The sequence below is a fragment of the Microbacterium sp. ZW T5_45 genome, from assembly GCF_044987415.1.
In the GTDB taxonomy this organism is placed as follows: Bacteria; Actinomycetota; Actinomycetes; order Actinomycetales; family Microbacteriaceae; genus Microbacterium.
Window position 1 is genome coordinate 49,540 of the sequence record NZ_JBJDRJ010000020.1, and the last position, 17,901, is coordinate 67,440.

Sequence of the window (17,901 nt, forward strand, 5' to 3'; positions counted from 1 at the left end):
CGCGGCTAGACTGCTGAGCAGTGACACGGGGTGCCGCATCCGCGGCTGAGAACAGACCCGTCGAACCTGATCTAGTTAGAACTAGCGAAGGGATGTCGCGATGAGCGATCTTCTGCGTCCGGAACACACTCTCGACCTCGCCTCAGAGGCCGCCGCGCTGCTCGAGGCGGTGAGATCGACGCCCCCGCTCACGCACTGCATCACGAACAGCGTGGTCACCGGCTTCACCGCGAACGTGCTCCTCGCCGTCGGAGCGGCCCCCGCCATGGTCGACATCGTCGGAGAGTCAGGGCTCTTCGCGGGCATCGCCTCAGGGCTGCTTGTGAACCTCGGCACGCCCACTCCCGAGCAGCGCGAGGCCGCTCTCGAGGCCGCGACAGGTGCGACGGCATCTGGTACCCCGTGGGTCCTCGACCCGGTCGCCATCGGTGCGCTTCCGGTGCGCACGAGCCTCGCCGACGAGCTGGTGGCTCTGCGGCCGACCGCCATTCGCGGCAACGCCTCGGAGATCCTCGCACTCGCTGGACTCAGCGGCGGCGGGCGGGGCGTCGACGCCACCGACAGCACGGATGACGCCGCCGACGCCGCATTCTCGCTCGCCGAGCGCTTCGGCAGCGTCGTCGCCGTCTCGGGTCCCATCGATCTGATCACGGACGGCGCCAGGGTGCTCCGCCTCGCGAACGGGCATGAGCTGCTCACGAGGGTCACCGGCGGCGGGTGCGCTCTCGGCGCCGTGATGGCTGCTTTCCTGGGGGCTGCACGTTCCACCGGCCACGACGCGCTCGCTGCTGTCGCCTCGGCCAGCCTCGCTTACACGGTCGCGGCCGAGCGTGCGGCGGCGGAGTCCGCGGGGCCGGGAAGCTTCGCGGTCGCGCTGCTCGACCACCTCGCCGCCGTGGGTCCTGACGACGTCGTCGCGGCAGCGCGCGTCGAGGCAGGTGCGCGGTGATCGCGGATCTCTCCGTCTACCTGGTCACAGACCCCGCGCTCTGCGGCGCCCGAGGCGTCGTCGAGACCGTGCGTCGAGCCGTCGAGGGCGGCGTCCGCATCGTGCAGCTGCGCGACAAGGATGCCTCGGACGCTGAGACCACCGCGCAGCTCATCGAACTGTCGCGAGTGATCGACGGTCGGGCGCTCCTCGTCGTCAACGACCGCCTCGACGCCGCGCTCGCGGCTCGCGCGGCCGGCGCGCGCGTCGACGGCGTGCACCTGGGACAGGGCGACGAGTCCGTCATCAGGGCGCGGGCCGAACTCGGGCCCGACGCGCTGATCGGCCTCACCGCGAACAGCGCGGAGCACCTCGCGGCGGTCGGTCGGCTGCCCGAAGGGACGGTCGACTACCTCGGCGTCGGCGTGATCCGCCCCACGAGCACGAAGCCCGACCATCCGCCTGCGCTCGGCATCGACGGTTTCGCCGCCGTCGCGGCGGCGAGCCGGTTGCCCTGCGTCGCGATCGGCGGTGTCGGGATCGACGACCTCGGTGCGCTGCGGGCCGCAGGTGCGGCCGGGGTGGCCGTCGTCTCGGCGCTGTGCGCGGCCGACGACCCGCGCACGGCCGCCGAGGGCTTCGCCGGCCGGTGGCGCGCGGCCGGCGTGCCCCGTGTGCTGAGCATCGCGGGCAGCGACCCCTCCGGAGGCGCGGGCATCCAGGCCGACCTCAAGTCGATCGCGGCGTCCGGCGGCTACGGCATGGCGGTGCTGACGGCGCTCACGGCGCAGAACACGACGGGGGTGCGCGACGTGCACGTGCCCCCGACCGGCTTCCTGCGGACCCAGCTCGACGCGATCTCCGATGACATCATCGTCGACGCGGTCAAGATCGGCATGCTCGCGAACGCCGACGTGATCCGCACCGTGGCGGAGTGGCTCGATGAGACCCGCCCGCCCATCGTGGTGATCGACCCCGTCATGGTCGCGACGAGCGGAGATCGGCTGCTCGACGGAGAGGCCGAGCACGAGCTGGCGCGGCTGCTGACGAGAGCGCAGCTCATCACTCCGAACCTGGGCGAGCTCGCCGTGCTGAGCGGGCGGGAAATCGACGGCTGGGAGGACGCGCTCGCCGCAGCATCCGATCTGTCCGCGTCGACGGGAGCGCAGGTCCTCGTCAAGGGCGGCCATCTCGAGGGCGACGAGGCGCCCGATGCGCTGGTGGACGCCGCCGAGGGCGAGACGACGGAGTTCGGCGGAGTCCGCATCCCGACCACGCACACCCACGGAACCGGGTGCTCGCTCTCATCGGCCGTCGCGACCCATCTCGCGCGGGGTGCCGCGCCAGCCGCAGCGGTCGGTGCGGCGCGGAGCTGGCTGCGGGAGTCGTTGACGGCGGCGGACGCCCTCCAGGTCGGACGCGGCAACGGCCCCGTGCACCACTTCGCCGGGCTCTGGTCACGCGCCGCCGCGCCGGCATCCGTCGACCCCGCCTCCCTCACCGCCGAGTGGTGGGAGCGCATCGAGGGCACCCGTCGGGAAATCGACGAGCTCCCGTTCATCCGCGCGCTCGCTGACGGCACCCTCGATCAGACCGCCTTCCGGTTCTATCTCGCTCAGGACGCGCTGTACCTGCGCGAGTACGCACGGGTGCTGGCGGCGGCATCGCGGCTGGCTCCCACATCTGCGGAGCAGGCCTTCTGGGCGGGCTCGGCTCAGGGATCCATCGTCGGCGAGCTCGAACTGCACGCCTCCTGGCTCGCACCGGGCGCCGGCGTGGGAGCCTCGACCTTCGCGGCGACGCCGTCGCCGACCACGACCGCGTACCTCGACCATCTGCGATCGACGGCGTTCGGCGGAGACTACGCAGAACTCGTCGCGGCCGTGCTGCCGTGCTTCTGGCTGTACACCGACCTCGGGCGGCGCCTGCAGTCGGGAGAGTTCGGTGACGAGGCGATGGACCCCGCACACCCGTACGCCGACTGGCTCGCGACCTACGCCGACCCCGCGTTCGAGGAGGCGACCGCGCAGGCCATCGCGATCGCGGGAACGGCCGCTGCATCCGCGGGGCCGGACGCGCGGAACCGCCTTTTCCGTGCCTTCGCGGTATCGAGCGGGCACGAGCGCGCCTTCTTCGCTGCGCCGCTCGACGCCGCGCTCCCCGTCTGAGCCGACCAGCGCGGGCGGTGCGCGATGCGCGTGCACCGCCCGCGCGGCGAAGGATGACGGCCGGGATTTGCGGATGCCGCCGCCGGCGCGCTATCGTCGCGGCATGTCCTCGGCTCCTCTCGCTCCCGTCCTGCGGGTCTCGATCGAGCGCCGACGCCGCGGCGGACGCCGACTCTAGGCGACCCCGCGCTCCCGCGTGCCCTGCACGTCGGTCGAGTCTCGGAGTCGCCGCCTCGGCCCGACCATCCTCGTCCTTCGTCTCGCTGAGCTCGCTCGGGAACCGCGAGCGGAGCCGAACCGCCCGGGAACCGCGCGGTGCCGTGCTCCGTCACGAGCAGTGAGCGAAAGGACTGACCGTTAAGGTAGAACCATGACGTACACCGTCGCCGTTTCCGGCGCATCCGGCTATGCGGGCGGCGAGATCCTGCGCCTGCTGGCCGCTCATCCCGACATCGAGATCCGCACCGTCACCGCGCACTCGAACGCCGGCCAGCCGCTGATTCAGCACCAGCCGCACCTGCGCTCGCTCGCGCACTTGACGCTGCAGGACACGACGCCCGAGGTCCTCGCCGGACACGACATCGTCTTCCTCGCGCTCCCGCACGGACAGTCCGGGCAGTACACCGACGCTCTCGGCGACGTTCCGCTCGTGATCGACGCGGGTGCGGACCACCGGCTCACCTCGCAGGACGCCTGGGACGCCTTCTACGGCGGGGTCTTCCACGACCCGTGGACGTACGGCGTCCCCGAGCTCCCCGTCTCCGGATCGACGCAGCGGGAGGCGCTGCGCGGCGCGACACGCATCGCCGCCCCGGGGTGCAACGCCTCGACCGTCAGCCTCAGCCTGGCCCCGGGCGTGGCCGCCGGCGTGATCGACCCCGGCGACATCGTCTCGGTGCTCGCCGTCGGACCCTCGGGCGCGGGCAAGAGCCTCAAGACGAACCTGCTCGCGAGCGAGATCCTCGGCTCGGCCAACCCCTACGCGGTCGGCGGTACGCACCGGCACATCCCAGAGATCCGCCAGGCCCTCGCGGCCGCCGGCTCGATCACGCCCGACAGCATCCGCATCTCGTTCACCCCGGTCATCGTGCCCATGGCGCGTGGCATCCTCGCAACGTCCAGTGCGCCGATCGTCGAGGGCGTCACCGATGCGGAGATCCGTGCTGCCTGGGAAGGCGCGTACGGCGGCGAGACCTTCGTGCAGCTGCTGCCCGAAGGGCAGTTCCCGCGCACGGCCGATGTACTCGGCGCGAACACCGCGCTCATCGGTCTCGCCATCGACAGGGCGGCGAACCGCGTCACCGTGGTCACCGCCGTCGACAACCTGGTCAAGGGCACCGCGGGTGCCGCCATCCAATCCATGAACATCGCGCTGGGCCTCCCCGAGGACCGCGCCCTCTCCGTGAACGGAGTCGCACCGTGAGTGTCACCGCCCCCGCAGGATTCGAGGCGGCCGGAGTCGCCGCCGGTCTCAAGTCGACCGGCAAGCCCGACGTCGCCGTCGTCGTCAACCGCGGCCCGCGGAAGGTCGGCGCCGCCGTGTTCACGAGCAACCGCGCCAAGGCCAACCCGATCATCTGGTCGCAGCAGGTCGTGGCCGACCGGGTCGTCGAGGCCGTCGTGCTGAACTCCGGCGGAGCCAACTGCTTCACCGGATCGTTCGGGTTCCAGACAACGCACCAGACGGCGGAGAAGGCGGCCGAGCTGCTGGGCATCAGCGCCGGCGATGTGCTCGTGTGCTCCACCGGCCTGATCGGCACCGGAGACGAGGCCTTCCGTGCGAAGGTGCTCGCCGGCACCGCCCAGGCGATCTCGGAGCTGTCCACCGATGGCGGGGAGAGCGCCGCCCATGCGATCATGACCACCGATACGGTCGCGAAGACCGCGATCGTGAGCCGTGACGGCTGGACGATCGGCGGCATGGCGAAGGGGGCGGGCATGCTCGCGCCCGGCCTCGCCACGATGCTCGTGGTGCTCACGACGGATGCCGATCTCGAGCCGCTCGAGGCCGACGCGGCGCTGCGCGGTGCGACCGGCCGCACGTTCGATCGTCTCGACTCCGACGGCTGCATGTCGACGAACGACCAGGTGACCCTGCTCGCGAACGGCGCCAGCGGTGTGAAGCCCGATCTCGACGCCTTCGGCGCGGCGCTCGCCGAGCTCTGCCAGGATCTCGCGGTGAAGCTGCAGGGGGACGCCGAGGGAGCGAGCCACGACATCACGATCGAGGTGCAGCACGCGGCATCCGAGCAGGAGGCGGTCGAAGTCGGCCGCTCGGTCGCGCGGAACAACCTCTTCAAGGCGGCGATCTTCGGCAACGACCCGAACTGGGGACGCGTGCTCGCAGCCATCGGCACGACGAACGCGCAGTTCGACCCCTATGACGTCGACGTCTGGATGAACGGCGTGCGCGTCTGCGCAGCCGGCGGCCCCGACCGTCCGCGCGAGGAGGTCGACCTCACCCCTCGTGCGACGCACCTCATCATCGACCTCAAGATCGGCGAGGCCACGGCATCCGTCCTCACCAACGACCTCACCCACGACTACGTGCACGAGAACAGCGCCTACGCGTCATGACCGACATCCAGGACACTCCGGCTGAGCTCGCCGCCGTCAAAGCGGGGACGCTCATCGAGTCGCTCCCGTGGCTGAAGAAGTTCCGCGATCAGATCGTCGTCGTCAAGTACGGCGGCAACGCGATGGTCTCGGACGAGCTGCAGGAAGCCTTCGCCCAGGACATCGCCTACCTGCGCTATGTCGGTGTGCAGCCGGTCGTCGTGCACGGCGGCGGGCCGCAGATCTCGAACATGCTCGATCGTCTCGATATCCCGAGCGAGTTCAAGGGCGGCTACCGGGTCACCACCACCGAGGCGATCAGCGTCGTGCGCATGGTGCTCACCGGCCAGGTGAACCCGCAGCTCGTGTCGAAGATCAACTCGCACGGTCCGATCGCGACCGGGCTCAGCGGCGAGGACGCCGGTCTCTTCGGCGGGCGTCGCCGCGGTGTCATGATCGAGGGGGAAGAGGTCGACCTCGGACGCGTCGGAGATGTCGTCGAGGTGGACCCGACGCCGGTGCTCGACCATCTCGCCGCCGGCCGCGTGCCGGTGGTGTCGAGCATCGCGCCCGACCTGGATCACCCCGGTCAGTCGCTCAACGTCAACGCGGATGCCGCCGCTGCGGCGCTCGCGGTCGCCCTCGGCGCCCGCAAGCTCGTGATCCTCACGGACGTGCCCGGACTCTACGCCGACTGGCCGAACCGGGACTCGCTCGTCTCGCACCTCACCTCGGATGCGCTCATCGAGATGCTCCCCGGGCTCGAGTCGGGGATGATCCCCAAGATGCGGGCATGCCTCGACGCCGTCGAGGGCGGAGTGGACGCCGCAGCCATCATCGACGGACGGGTGCCGCACTCGGTGCTCGTCGAATTGTTCACCAGCAAGGGAATCGGAACAGAAGTGGTCTTGGGAAGCGCAGGGACGAAGGCATGAGCAACTGGCAGGATGACGCGGCGAGCGACCTCGTCCTCAATGCGGGACCACGTCTGGCGCTGCTCACGCGCGGCGAGGGTTCGTACCTCTGGGATGACGAGGGCACCCGCCACCTGGATTTCCTCGCCGGGATCGCGGTGACCTCGCTCGGCCACGCGCACCCGGTCTTCGTCGAGGCCGTGTCGCGACAGGCCGCGACCCTCGCCCACGTGTCGAACTACTTCGCGACGCCGTCGCAGCTCGCCCTCGCCGCCCGCCTCAAGCGCCTCGCCGGTGCGGGCATCGATGGGCGGGTGTTCTTCTCGAACTCCGGTGCCGAGGCGAACGAGGCGGCGTTCAAGCTCGCGCGCCTGCACGGCGGCACCGAGCGCCCGCGCATCCTCGCGCTCGAGAACGGCTTCCACGGCCGCACCATGGGCTCGCTGGCCCTCACGGCGAAGGCGGCCATGCGTGCGCCGTTCGAGCCGATGCCCGGCGGCGTCGAGCACATCCCCGCGACCATCGAGGCGCTGGAGGCCGCGATCGACGATCGTGTCGCCGCTGTCATCGTCGAACCCATCCAGGGCGAGGCGGGCGTCGTCGAGCTGCCGGAGGGGTACCTCGCGGCTGCCCGCGCACTGACCCTGAAGCACGGTGCGCTGCTCATCGTCGATGAGATCCAGACCGGCGCCGGACGCACCGGTGCCTGGTTCGGGTTCAGCCACGAGGGCATCACCCCCGATGCGATCACCCTCGCGAAGGGCATCGGCGGCGGCTTCCCGATCGGCGCCCTCGTCACCTACGGCGCCGCGAGCGCGCTGTTCACCCCGGGCTCGCACGGATCGACCTTCGGTGGCAACCCGCTCGCGACCGCCGTCGCCGATGCGGTGCTGACCGAGATCGAGAGTGCGGGCCTCGTCGAGAACGCCGCACGCCGCGGTGCCGAGATCCGCGAGGCCATCGAGAGCATCGGCTCGCCGCTCGTCGACGGCGTGCGCGGCCGAGGTCTGCTCATCGGTGTCGGCCTGACTGCGCCGGTCGCGGGTGAGGTCGTCGCGGCCGCCCAGAAGCGCGGTCTCATCGTGAACGCCGCCAACCCCGAGACCGTGCGCATCGCGCCCGCTCTCACGATCGGCGATCAGGAGATCGCCGAGTTCCGCGACCTCTTCGCCGCCGCGCTCTCGGACGTCGCGGCATCCCTCACCCCGTCCGGAAAGGCCGACCTGTGACCCGCCACCTGCTGCGCGATGACGACCTGACCTCCGCCGAGCAGGCGGAGATCCTCGACCTCGCCCTCGAACTGAAGAAGGATCGCTGGGCCGACAAGAGCCTCGCCGGTCCCCAGACGGTCGCGGTGATCTTCGACAAGTCGTCGACGCGTACCCGGGTCTCGTTCGCGGTCGGCATCGCCGATCTCGGCGGCTCGCCGCTCATCATCTCCACCGCGAGCAGCCAGCTCGGCGGCAAGGAGACCCCATCCGATACGGCTCGCGTGCTCGAGCGCCAGGTCGCCGCGATCGTGTGGCGCACCTATGCGCAGTCGGGGCTCGAGGAGATGGCCGCCGGCACCCGTGTGCCCGTGATCAACGCACTGTCGGACGACTTCCACCCCTGCCAGCTGCTCGCCGACCTGCTCACGATCCGTGAGCACAAGGGCGAGCTCAAGGGGCTCACCCTGACGTTCTTCGGAGACGGCCAGAGCAACATGGCGCACTCCTACGCGCTCGCCGGCGTCACCGCCGGCATGCACGTGCGCATCGCCTCGCCGGCGGAGTACGCCCCTCGAGCGGACGTCGTCGAGGCGGCCGACCGCCGTGCAGCGGAGACCGGAGGATCGATCACGCTGCTCACCGATCCGATCGAGGCGGCCGCCGGTGCCGACGTGATCGTCACCGACACCTGGGTGTCGATGGGCAAGGAGGAGGAGAAGCTCGCGCGCATCCGTGACCTCGGCGGCTACAAGGTGACGCCCGAGACCATGACGCTCGCCGACTCCGACGCGATCTTCATCCACTGCCTGCCCGCGGACCGCGGGTACGAGGTCGACTCCGAGGTGATCGACGGGCCGCAGAGCGTGGTCTGGGACGAGGCAGAGAACCGTCTGCACGCGCAGAAGGCCCTGCTCGTCTGGTTGCTGCGGAAGAACGGGACGGCCGCCTGATGAGCGAGACCACGCACAACGGTACGAACGAGGGAGCCCTGTGGGGCGCCCGGTTCGCGAGCGGCCCGTCGCCCGAGCTCGCCGATCTGAGCCGGTCGACGCAGTTCGACTGGATCCTCGCGCCCTACGACATCGCAGGATCGCACGCGCACGCCACCGCGCTGGAGACAGCCGGCTATCTCGAGGCCGATGAGGCCGCGCGCATGCATGAGGGACTGGATGCCGTCGCCCGCAAGGTGGCCGACGGCGAGCTGCGGCCGCAGCCGTCCGACGAGGACGTGCACGGCGCGCTCGAGCAGGCGTTGATCGCGGAGCTCGGTCCAGAGCTCGGCGGACGCCTGCGCGCGGGGCGCAGTCGCAACGACCAGATCGCGACACTCGTGCGCATGTACCTGATCGACCACGCGCGCGTCATCGCCCGCGACATCCTGCGGGTCATCGATGCGCTCGTGGCGCAGGCCGAGGCGCACCCCGACGCGATCCTGCCCGGCCGCACCCACCTGCAGCACGCGCAACCGGTGCTGCTGGCCCACCATCTGCAGGCGCATGGCTGGCCGCTGGTGCGCGAGCTCGAGCGGCTCGTCGACTGGCGTCGTCGCGCCGGCGTCTCGCCCTACGGCGGGGGAGCGCTCGCGGGATCCACGCTCGGGCTCGATCCGGCGCTGGTCGCCCGCGAGCTCGGTCTCGACCGTCCGGCCGAGAACTCGCTCGACGGCACGGCCGCCCGTGATGTGGTGGCGGAGTTCGCGTTCATCACCGCGATGACCGGCGTCGATCTCTCGCGCCTGAGCGAGGAGATCATCCTCTGGAACACGCGCGAGTTCGGTTTCGTGACGCTGCACGACAGCTATTCGACCGGGTCGAGCATCATGCCGCAGAAGAAGAACCCCGACATCGCCGAGCTCGCTCGCGGCAAGTCGGGCCGTCTGATCGGCAACCTGTCCGGGCTGCTGGCGACGCTGAAGGGGCTTCCGCTCGCATACAACCGTGACCTGCAGGAGGACAAGGAGCCCGTCTTCGACTCCGTGCAGACCCTCGAAGTCGTGCTTCCCGCGTTCGCGGGCATGGTCGCCACGCTGAAGTTCGACACCGAGCGGATGGCGGCGCTCGCGCCGCAGGGCTTCTCTCTCGCGACCGACGTCGCCGAGTGGCTCGTCAAGCGTCGGGTTCCGTTCCGCGACGCTCATGAGATCTCCGGCGCGCTGGTGCGTGCCTGCGAAGAGCAGGGCATCGGGCTCGAGGACGCCTCCGACGAGCTGCTGCTCTCGGTCTCGCCGCACCTCGTCCCCGAGGTGCGCGAGGTGCTGACGATCGAGGGTTCCGTGGCCTCCCGCACGGGAGCAGGCGGAACTGCGCCGGTGCGCGTCGCCGAGCAGCGGGCCGAACTCGTCGCCCGCGCCCAGGCGGCGGCGCACGCGCTCGGCCTCTGAGGCCTTCTCGGCCTCGCTGTGCTCAAAGCGCGGCGACACTTCCCGGAACCGGTGACGGATCCCGGACGATCCTGCAGGATCCGTCCGTGATCCGTCACCGGTTCCGTCTTCCGTCGTGCGCTCATCGACGTGCCCGGGCGAGTGCCGCGAGGATCGCGCGCTGCACCAGCGGCCAGTCGTACACGATCTGCGCGTAGTCGAAGCGCAACGTCTCGAACCCCTGGACGGATGCTGCGGCATCCCGCATCCGATCGCGGTGTCTGTGCGAGGACGAACGGTGGTTCGCCTCGCCGTCGGCCTCGAGGATCAGCCGGCCGTCGATCACGAAGTCGACCCGGCCGACGCCCCGGATGTCGACCTGGGACCGCATGGTCAGTCCGAGCAGAAGCAGACGGAGCCGGAGGAGAGACTCCAGTCCGCTGTCAGCATCCGACCGGGCGAGATCGATCAGCCATCGGGCGGTCCGGGGGAGGGCGCCGCGAATCCTCTTCCGTGCTGCGGCGGAGAGTTTCTGCTGTCTCCAGGCGGATTCGTACGCGGCGAAGAAGGCCTCGTCGCCGCCGCACACACGGAGGTGCAGCAGCGCGGTCTCGACGTCGACCGTGCGCAGCGGCGGGGTCCCGTCGCGGTAGTGCGAGACGCAGGCGCACTGCGGATGCGGGAGCGGATGCTGTCCGCGATCGAGCCAGACATGGGGTGCGCTCGGGGCCTCGAGCACCCAGATGCCGTGGGTCATGAGGGCGCTCGCGCAGGTCAGGGCGCCGCCGTGCTCGATCGCCGTGCGTTCATCGGCGTCGAGGGGACGTGCGGCGAAGATGCCGGAGCGGATGCGCTCGATCGAGCCGCGACGGACCTGTCCGGCGAGCGCCTGGCGGGTGAACCCGAGCCTCTGCAGCTCGGTGCCACGCGCGACTCCGCCGAGCCGGGTGATGGTGTCCTTCGCGGAGAGCATGCGATGAGCATCGCGCACGCGGGCGGCTCAGAGCGGGCGGATTCCCTGATGTGGATGGATTTTGCCGGGTTCTGCGTCTGTGCACGAGAGGTCGGCGACGACGCATCCCGGAAGGACGGACGGATCCCGGATGCTTCAGTGTGTGAGCATCCGGGATCCGTCATCGGTGCCGGGAACCGTCGCGGCTCGTCGGCTCGGTCGGCTTCGCGGCTCCGCCTGTGCGGCGCTGGACGGCGGGGCTCAGTGCAGGGCGTCGTCGGCTGAGGAGCGCGTCCAGCGGGTGAAGGTCACCACCAGACCCGGACGGGTCGGACCGGCGAGGAAGGGGCCGGCGGATGCCGCGGCCGAGCCGTCGAACGGAGCCACGCGCACCAGCCGCCACTCGCCTCCCGCGGCGCGAGCGCGCACGATGACGGCATCCGCCCATCTGCTCACGCGCACGGTCAGTTCGCTGCCGTGCCAGTCGTCGACGTGGCCGACCGACCAGTCCGAGCGGATGTCGGTCACGACGGCGCCGAGGCCCAGATGTCCGTCGGCGTACTCGACCCCGGCCTTGATCCAGTGCTCGTCGTCGCGTCGGACGAAGATGCCGGTCTGGTCGAACTGGCCGTCCCAGGGGGCGCGGAACGACACCTCCATGGCCTCGCCGACCGCGAGCGGTGCGAGCAGCGCGTGCTCGGTGTCGTGCACGAAGCCGTAGGCCGTATGGCGCCAGGCGTCGCTTCCCTCAGCGGCGGTGACGACGAGTGTGCCGTCACGTTCTTCCGCAGTGACGGGCTCAGTCGTCCACGTACCGGATGTCCAGGAGATCATGTCTGATTCAGGCATGATCCGAAGATATAACCAAAAAAGGCATATGTCTAGAATATTCATGTTATGGTTATGTGATGGTTGTGGCTGTTCTTGCAGACATCGTCGGATCGCGAAGACTCGCCGATCGCTCCGCCGCGCAGAGCACGCTCGACGAGACGATCGCGGCCGTCGAGGCCGCGTTCCCGCTCGCCGCGCAGCCGCTGACGCCGACGGTCGGCGACGAGCAGCAGGGCGTCTACCGCACGCTCGCCGAGGCGATGACCTCGCTGCTGCTCATCCAGCTGCGTCTGCCCGAGGGGCTGGCGTTCCGGTTCGGCATCGGCGTCGGCGAGGTGCGGGCCGTCGAATCCGTACACCGCGAGCTCGCGGACGGCCCCGGCTGGTATGCAGCACGAGCAGCGATCGAGATCGTGCACGCCCGCGAGGGACGCGCCGTGCCGAGGACCCGGACGTGGATTGTCGGTGCCCCGGGGCAGGATGAGGTCATGGAGAGCACGATCGCGTCATCGAACGCCTATCTGCTCGCGCGGGACGAGCTCGTCGGCGCGATGAGCGCGCGGGCGCGCCGGCTCACCTATGGCCGGATCATCGGCACCTCGCAGCAGGAGCTCGCGGCGCAGGAAGGCATCACTCAGCCGGGCGTGTCCAAAGCCCTGCGCACCGCGGGTGCAGCGGCCCTGATCGAGGGGCTGGCGGCACTCAACGGAGACGCATCGTGATCTTCGCCGGCTTCATCCTCCTCGCGATCGGCGCCGTCGACCTCGTTCGGCAGTTCGCATCGCTGCGCTGGGTCGGCTACCTCTCCGTCGCCGTGATCCTGCTCCTGCTCGGCGGCGCGGCCGACGCGCTGCTGCCGATGCTCGCGGCGCTGGTCGCAGGCGCGGTCTGGGTGTGGTGCATGCCGGCCGAACGCCGAGCTCCTGCGGGGTTCTGGCCCGCGGTGATCCTCGGCGTGGTGAGCATCGGCGCTGTGGCGTCGATGGGCGCCCGCGTGGATGCCGGGCTCATCGGATCGGTGTGGGAGCTGCGCTCGCCGTTCGGGAATGTTCCCTTCGATCTCGCGCTGCTCGCATTGGGGGCGGGCGCGTTCCTGCTCGAGTCGGCGAACCTCGTCGTGCGTGCGGCGCTCGACGGAGAACACACCTGGCGGCCGGTGGAGATCGCTCGGCGCAACGGAGCGCAGGTGTCGGAGACGGGCGATGCGTCCGGTCCTGAAGACCACATGTCCGGAGCGGATGCCGTGACGACGGTCACCCGCGAATCGGATGCCGCGACGCCGGAAACCGCAACGCTGAGTCATGCGGCGTCTGATGCCGGGATCCCGGACGCGGCCGAATCGCATGGCGCCGATGCCGATGCCGATGCCGATGCCGATGCCGATGCCGATGCCGATGCCGGTGCCGGTGCCGATGCCGATGCCGATGCCGGTGCCGGTGCGGACCCCGCCCCTGCGGCTTCCGAGGCCCGCCCGCTCCGTGGCGGATTCCAGGGCGGCAGACTGATCGGTCCTCTCGAGCGCGTGCTGGTCATGATGCTGACGCTGGCCGCCGCCTATCCGATCCTCGCGGCGATGCTGGCGGCGAAGGGCATCGTGCGGTTCCCCGAGATCTCGAAGGACGGCGAGACCGGAGCGCGGGCAGAGTACTTCCTCGTCGGCAGCCTGGTGAGTTGGCTGATCGCGCTGGCCGCAGCCTTCCTCGTGTGGTGGGCCGCGCACAGCTGAGCGCGTCCGCGCTGATAGCCTGGAAAGCGTGTCGAATCCCGATCTGAAGACCGCCGAGCCGGCGATCGACCCCGCGTTCGAGAACGTGTGGGACGAACTCGTCTGGCGTGGGCTGGTCCACGTATCCACAGACCAGGAGGCGCTGCGCGCCCTGCTCGCCGGGGATCCGATCACGTATTACTGCGGCTTCGACCCGACGGCGCCGAGCTTGCATCTCGGCAACCTCGTGCAATTGCTGACGCTCCGCCGGATCCAGCTCGCCGGGCACAGGCCGCTCGGCCTCGTCGGCGGCTCGACCGGTCTGATCGGCGATCCGCGTCCGACCGCCGAGCGCACGCTGAACACCCCGGAGACCGTCGTCGAGTGGGTCGGCCGTCTGCGGGCCCAGGTCGAGCGCTACCTCAGCTTCGAGGGCGACAACGCGGCGCGGATCGTCAACAACCTCGATTGGACGGCGCCGCTGTCGGCGATCGACTTCCTGCGCGAGATCGGCAAGCACTACCGCGTCGGCACGATGCTGAAGAAGGACGCTGTCGCCGCGCGCTTGAACTCCGACGCCGGCATCAGCTACACCGAGTTCAGCTACCAGATTCTGCAGGGGATGGACTTCCTCGAGCTGTACCGGCAGTACGACTGCGTCCTGCAGACCGGCGGCAGCGATCAGTGGGGCAACCTCACCAGCGGCACGGATCTCATCCACCGCGTCGAGGGAACCTCGGTGCATGCGATCGGCACGCCGCTGATCACGAACAGCGATGGCACCAAGTTCGGCAAGAGTGAGGGCAACGCGATCTGGCTCGATGCCGAGATGTGCAGCCCCTACCGGATGTACCAGTTCTGGCTGAGCACGACGGATGCCGATGTCATCGACCGTCTCAAGGTGTTCACTTTCCTCAGCAGGGCGGAGATCGAGGAGTACGCCGCGCTCGTGGAGTCGGAGCCGTTCCGCCGAGCAGCGCAGAAGCGCCTTGCTCTCGAGGTCGTCGCCACGGTGCACGGCCTCGAGGCGGCCGCGGCCGTGATCGCGGCATCCGAGGCTCTCTTCGGACAGGGCGATCTCACCTCCCTCGATGCGGCGACGCTCCGCACCGCTCTCGACGAACTTCCGCACGCGACTCTGGTGGCCGGGACGACGGTGATCGACGCGCTCGTCGCGACCGGTCTCGTGTCCAGCCTCGGCGAGGCGCGGCGGGCGATCGCTCAGGGCGGGGTCTCTCTCGACGGCACGCGCATCGAAGACGACTCGGCGATCGTGCAGGGCTCGCTTCCGGGCGGAGTCTCGGTACTCCGACGCGGCAAGAAGACCCTCGCCGGGATCTTCATCTCCTGATCGCGACGCTCCGCCTGCGACTCCTCGGTGTCGCAGGCGGAGCCGGTCCGAGAGAGCAGACGGATGCCGTTCACGCCGAGCCACGCGCTGGTCGCCCTGCCGTTCATCCGCACGCCCCTCGTGGCGAGTGCGATCGCGATCGGCGCGATGACTCCTGATCTGCCGCTCTTCCTCCGCGGAATCGGAGTGAGCTACTCGTTCACGCACGGAGTCGCCAATGTCGTCTGGACCGCGGTGATCGCGTTCGCGTTGTTCCTCGTCTGGCGCACGGTGCTGCGGCCTGCTGTCGGCGAGCTCACGCCTCGATGGCTGGCGCGGCGGCTTCCCGGCGACTGGGATCAGGGTGGGCGCGCTGCTCTGAAGTCCGCGGTCGGCATCGGCTCGAACCGGCCGTGGTTTCCCGTCGCGCTCGGAGTCTCGCTCCTGCTCGGCGTGCTCTCGCACATCGCGTGGGACCTGTTCACCCATGAGGGACGTTGGGGCGTCGATCTGCTCCCCGCGCTCGATCGGATGTGGGGTCCGCTGCTCGGTTACAAGTGGCTGCAGTACGGCTCGACTGCGGTCGGTCTCCTCGGCATCGGCATCTGGGCGCTTCTTCGGCTGCGTCGTGCGACCCCTCGTGAGATCCAGCGGTCCGTGCCAGACGGCATCCGAATCGCGTGGTGGGTCTCGCTCCCGACGTTCCTGCTCGTGGCGGCGGTCCTCGGCTACCTGCTCTACGGCCCCTTCACGACGGAGTTCACGGTGCAGCATCTGGGGTATCGGATGCTTCCGCCGGCCTGCGCGGTCTGGGGATTCCTGACGCTGGGGCTGTGCCTGGCCGTTACGGTGTTCCGTCGTCGTCACCAGCGTGGCTGATCGCCACCGAATCGGCGAGGAGCCCGGAAGTCCAGTCCGGGAAGAACCGGACGCACCGTGGTGACGGTCCGGCCGCCGACATCGAACGTCGCGAGATGTTCGCGCACGTCGATCTCCTGATCGGAGTCGGCAGTCGCGCGACGCGGCATCCCGAGCAGTTCCGCAGCGATGCGCCGCAGCGAGGTGCGCACGATCCAGGTTCCGCCCTCGCGTCGACGCCGTTCGAGGAGCGCGAGCACACCCGCGGCGAGAAGGTAGCCCGCGCTGTGGTCCAGGGCCTGAGCGGGCAGGACGCCGGGCATCGAACCGTCGGCAGACTCGACCATCGCGATGCCCGACTCGGCCTGGACGAGGCTGTCGAATCCCGCTCGGCCAGGTGCGTCAGGGCCCCAGGCCGAGAGCTCGGCGATGACCAGACCCGGGTGACGCTCTGCCAGGATCTCGGGCGAGAGACCGAGGCGTTCGAGAGACGTCGGACGGTATCCGAGGACCACGACGTCGGCCTGACGGATGAGCTTTTCCAGCTCTGGACCCGATGCGCGTGCGTCGAGGATGGCCGAACGCTTGCCATGGCCGGTGTCGAGATGCTGCCCGTCCGGCTCGGGGAGTTGCGGGGGATCGATGCGGAGAACGGCAGCACCGAGCAGAGCCAGTGTCCGAGTCGCGACGGGGCCGGCGATCACGCGGGTGAGGTCGAGGACGCGGATGCCGCGCAGTTGTGTCTCATCATCGGAGACGCTGAGGGTGCCGGTCGGGTCGAGTCGTCGGACGTGGAGGATCGGCGTTCGGCGGAGAGCCGCGTCGAGTCGTGGATCCTCCGGGAGAACGGGAACCGCCAGCCCGCCCTCCGCGGTGATGCGGGACACGGCCTCGTCACCGGGGAGTGCAGAGAGCGTGCGGCGAACCGTGTCCGCGTCCGCATCGTCGGAAAGCCCGAGAGCACGCAGCAGTCGCGCAGCGTGGTGAGGGTAGTTGCCGTGCGTACGGATCCATCCTCCGCGGGTCTCCCAGAACCCGGAGTACGGAGACCAGGCACGGGGATGGGCGCCATCGATGCGGAGGAGGCGATCGCTTCGGTACGCGAATGCGATGCGGTCAGGATTCGGGATGCTGCGGATGCCGGCGAGCAGACGAACCGTGTCGACGCTGCCCCAGGCGAGCGCATCGGCCGCCAGTCGCGAGGCGAGCGGCACAGGGTGCGGCGGCTCGACCGCGTGCGCCGCGCGGTCGGAGAGACCGACGTCGTGGAGCACACGCCGGGCGAGAGCGGAGGGACCGAGCGGAGCGTCAACGGGGGTCATGCGGCGAGGATACGCCGTCGAGCACTGCGGAATGCGGGTATAGCCAGGGAAAACCCGACGCAGCGGCAGTGACGACACGCCCGGGGAGGTGCATCGGATTTGCCAGGTCTGCGGTTCCCGCGTAACTTATTACTTGTTCGCCCCACAGGGAAGCGGAGAGGCCGAGAGCCTCACCCCCCTCAAGCGGAGAACCACCTCCCGAATCCCTCACTTGTGAGTGCAGACGTTTGCGTCTAGGATGGGAGATCCACCCCCGAGATTCAGTCTCAACAGAGTGGATCTCACACACACTTCTGTGTGTCGTGGAGCTTCCGAGTTCCGGATCGCGTCGATTTGACAGCGGGAAGGAAACGGATAAGCTAGTCGAGTTGCCTCGGCGCGGTAAGCGCCTGGTGACAGTGACTGACTAAGATTGTGAAGTTGCCCTTCGGGCCTGGTTGTGATGACTGGGTCGGGGGAGCGTCCGATCCTTGAGAACTCAACAGCGTGCACTTGTCAAATGCCAAATAACCTCGACTCTGCTTCGGCAGGGTGAGATTCCTTTGGATCAAAGACCACTCTTTCGGGAGTGGCAACGGATAGTCAGCAATGAATATCTCTTTGGTCAGTTTCAAACTCGCTGCGGTCATCGTTTTCCCGGTGGTTGTATGCATTTCTTTTTTACGGAGAGTTTGATCCTGGCTCAGGATGAACGCTGGCGGCGTGCTTAACACATGCAAGTCGAACGGTGAAGCCCAGCTTGCTGGGTGGATCAGTGGCGAACGGGT

The 17,901-nt window shown here is 69.4% G+C and carries 15 protein-coding genes, 1 rRNA gene and 1 riboswitch; of the genes, 13 read left to right on the plus strand and 3 right to left on the minus strand.

The window, feature by feature from the left end; translation table 11 throughout:
• The first annotated feature begins 16 nt into the window (after positions 1-16).
• Positions 17-110, plus strand: a riboswitch (TPP riboswitch).
• The 8 genes from thiM to argH all read left to right on the plus strand — a co-directional run bounded on the left by thiM (position 101) and on the right by argH (position 10,157).
• Positions 101-949 (plus strand): hydroxyethylthiazole kinase, encoded by an 849-nt coding sequence (thiM, locus tag ACI3KS_RS11780; RefSeq protein ID WP_404918475.1) that lies wholly within the window; start codon positions 101-103, stop codon positions 947-949. Its footprint overlaps the riboswitch before it by 10 nt.
• On the plus strand, positions 946-3,096 hold the full coding sequence (locus ACI3KS_RS11785; RefSeq protein WP_404918477.1) for a bifunctional hydroxymethylpyrimidine kinase/phosphomethylpyrimidine kinase: 2,151 nt from the start codon (positions 946-948) through the stop codon (positions 3,094-3,096). The genes thiM and ACI3KS_RS11785 overlap by 4 nt, the downstream gene beginning before the upstream one ends.
• A 370-nt stretch (positions 3,097-3,466) precedes the next feature.
• Entirely contained in the window at positions 3,467-4,519 is a 1,053-nt protein-coding gene (gene argC / locus ACI3KS_RS11790) for an N-acetyl-gamma-glutamyl-phosphate reductase (protein WP_404918479.1), read from the plus strand.
• Complete coding sequence (argJ, locus tag ACI3KS_RS11795; protein WP_404918481.1) at positions 4,516-5,673, plus strand: bifunctional glutamate N-acetyltransferase/amino-acid acetyltransferase ArgJ; 1,158 nt, start codon at positions 4,516-4,518, stop codon at positions 5,671-5,673. Before argC ends, argJ begins: the two co-directional genes overlap by 4 nt.
• Positions 5,670-6,587, plus strand: a complete 918-nt coding sequence (gene argB, locus ACI3KS_RS11800; RefSeq protein ID WP_404918483.1) for an acetylglutamate kinase — start codon at positions 5,670-5,672, stop codon at positions 6,585-6,587. The genes argJ and argB overlap by 4 nt, the downstream gene beginning before the upstream one ends.
• Positions 6,584-7,795 carry an acetylornithine transaminase gene (locus ACI3KS_RS11805; protein WP_404918485.1) on the plus strand — a complete coding sequence of 404 codons (1,212 nt, stop codon included), beginning with the start codon at positions 6,584-6,586 and terminating at the stop codon, positions 7,793-7,795. The genes argB and ACI3KS_RS11805 overlap by 4 nt, the downstream gene beginning before the upstream one ends.
• The gene (gene argF / locus ACI3KS_RS11810) at positions 7,792-8,727 is read left to right on the plus strand and encodes an ornithine carbamoyltransferase (protein WP_404918487.1); all 936 of its coding nucleotides are present in this window, start codon (positions 7,792-7,794) and stop codon (positions 8,725-8,727) included. The genes ACI3KS_RS11805 and argF overlap by 4 nt, the downstream gene beginning before the upstream one ends.
• Complete coding sequence (gene argH / locus ACI3KS_RS11815) at positions 8,727-10,157, plus strand: argininosuccinate lyase (protein ID WP_404918489.1); 1,431 nt, start codon at positions 8,727-8,729, stop codon at positions 10,155-10,157. Before argF ends, argH begins: the two co-directional genes overlap by 1 nt.
• Before the next feature lie 121 nt (positions 10,158-10,278).
• Here the strand turns inward: argH and ACI3KS_RS11820 are convergent, their stop codons facing one another.
• Positions 10,279-11,109, minus strand: coding sequence for a DUF559 domain-containing protein (locus ACI3KS_RS11820; RefSeq protein WP_404918491.1), 831 nt, complete (start codon positions 11,107-11,109; stop codon positions 10,279-10,281).
• A gap of 240 nt (positions 11,110-11,349) precedes the next feature.
• The gene (locus ACI3KS_RS11825) at positions 11,350-11,937 is read right to left on the minus strand and encodes a DUF1349 domain-containing protein (RefSeq protein ID WP_404918493.1); all 588 of its coding nucleotides are present in this window, start codon (positions 11,935-11,937) and stop codon (positions 11,350-11,352) included.
• Positions 11,938-11,996: 59 nt separating this feature from the next.
• Between ACI3KS_RS11825 and ACI3KS_RS11830 the strand changes: the two genes are divergently transcribed.
• From ACI3KS_RS11830 to ACI3KS_RS11845, 4 genes are all read left to right on the plus strand, one after another.
• Positions 11,997-12,641: a SatD family protein gene (locus ACI3KS_RS11830; RefSeq protein WP_404918495.1), complete on the plus strand. Its 645-nt coding sequence runs from the start codon at positions 11,997-11,999 to the stop codon at positions 12,639-12,641.
• On the plus strand, positions 12,638-13,645 hold the full coding sequence (locus tag ACI3KS_RS11835) for a hypothetical protein (protein WP_404918497.1): 1,008 nt from the start codon (positions 12,638-12,640) through the stop codon (positions 13,643-13,645). Before ACI3KS_RS11830 ends, ACI3KS_RS11835 begins: the two co-directional genes overlap by 4 nt.
• A gap of 28 nt (positions 13,646-13,673) precedes the next feature.
• Positions 13,674-14,975 carry a tyrosine--tRNA ligase gene (gene tyrS, locus ACI3KS_RS11840; protein WP_404918499.1) on the plus strand — a complete coding sequence of 434 codons (1,302 nt, stop codon included), beginning with the start codon at positions 13,674-13,676 and terminating at the stop codon, positions 14,973-14,975.
• A 63-nt stretch (positions 14,976-15,038) separates the two neighbouring features.
• Positions 15,039-15,833 carry a DUF4184 family protein gene (locus ACI3KS_RS11845; protein WP_404918501.1) on the plus strand — a complete coding sequence of 265 codons (795 nt, stop codon included), beginning with the start codon at positions 15,039-15,041 and terminating at the stop codon, positions 15,831-15,833.
• Here the strand turns inward: ACI3KS_RS11845 and ACI3KS_RS11850 are convergent.
• The gene (locus ACI3KS_RS11850) at positions 15,818-17,134 is read right to left on the minus strand and encodes a CoA transferase (protein ID WP_404918503.1); all 1,317 of its coding nucleotides are present in this window, start codon (positions 17,132-17,134) and stop codon (positions 15,818-15,820) included. The genes ACI3KS_RS11845 and ACI3KS_RS11850 overlap by 16 nt on opposite strands.
• Positions 17,135-17,793: 659 nt before the next feature.
• Here ACI3KS_RS11850 and ACI3KS_RS11855 point away from each other — a divergent pair.
• A 16S ribosomal RNA gene (locus ACI3KS_RS11855) occupies positions 17,794-17,901 on the plus strand; the annotation flags it as partial.

Excerpts from the sequence above, each read along its gene's own strand:
- argH (WP_404918489.1), top strand. The coding sequence starts at position 8,727 with ATGAGCGAGACCACGCACAACGGTACGAACGAGGGAGCCCTGTGGGGC.
- thiM (WP_404918475.1), top strand. The coding sequence starts at position 101 with ATGAGCGATCTTCTGCGTCCGGAACACACTCTCGACCTCGCCTCAGAG.
- ACI3KS_RS11825 (WP_404918493.1), bottom strand. The coding sequence starts at position 11,937 with ATGCCTGAATCAGACATGATCTCCTGGACATCCGGTACGTGGACGACT.
- ACI3KS_RS11805 (WP_404918485.1), top strand. The coding sequence starts at position 6,584 with ATGAGCAACTGGCAGGATGACGCGGCGAGCGACCTCGTCCTCAATGCG.
- ACI3KS_RS11820 (WP_404918491.1), bottom strand. The coding sequence starts at position 11,109 with ATGCTCTCCGCGAAGGACACCATCACCCGGCTCGGCGGAGTCGCGCGT.
- ACI3KS_RS11850 (WP_404918503.1), bottom strand. The coding sequence starts at position 17,134 with ATGACCCCCGTTGACGCTCCGCTCGGTCCCTCCGCTCTCGCCCGGCGT.
- ACI3KS_RS11830 (WP_404918495.1), top strand. The coding sequence starts at position 11,997 with ATGGTTGTGGCTGTTCTTGCAGACATCGTCGGATCGCGAAGACTCGCC.
- argB (WP_404918483.1), top strand. The coding sequence starts at position 5,670 with ATGACCGACATCCAGGACACTCCGGCTGAGCTCGCCGCCGTCAAAGCG.
- ACI3KS_RS11845 (WP_404918501.1), top strand. The coding sequence starts at position 15,039 with ATGCCGTTCACGCCGAGCCACGCGCTGGTCGCCCTGCCGTTCATCCGC.
- argC (WP_404918479.1), top strand. The coding sequence starts at position 3,467 with ATGACGTACACCGTCGCCGTTTCCGGCGCATCCGGCTATGCGGGCGGC.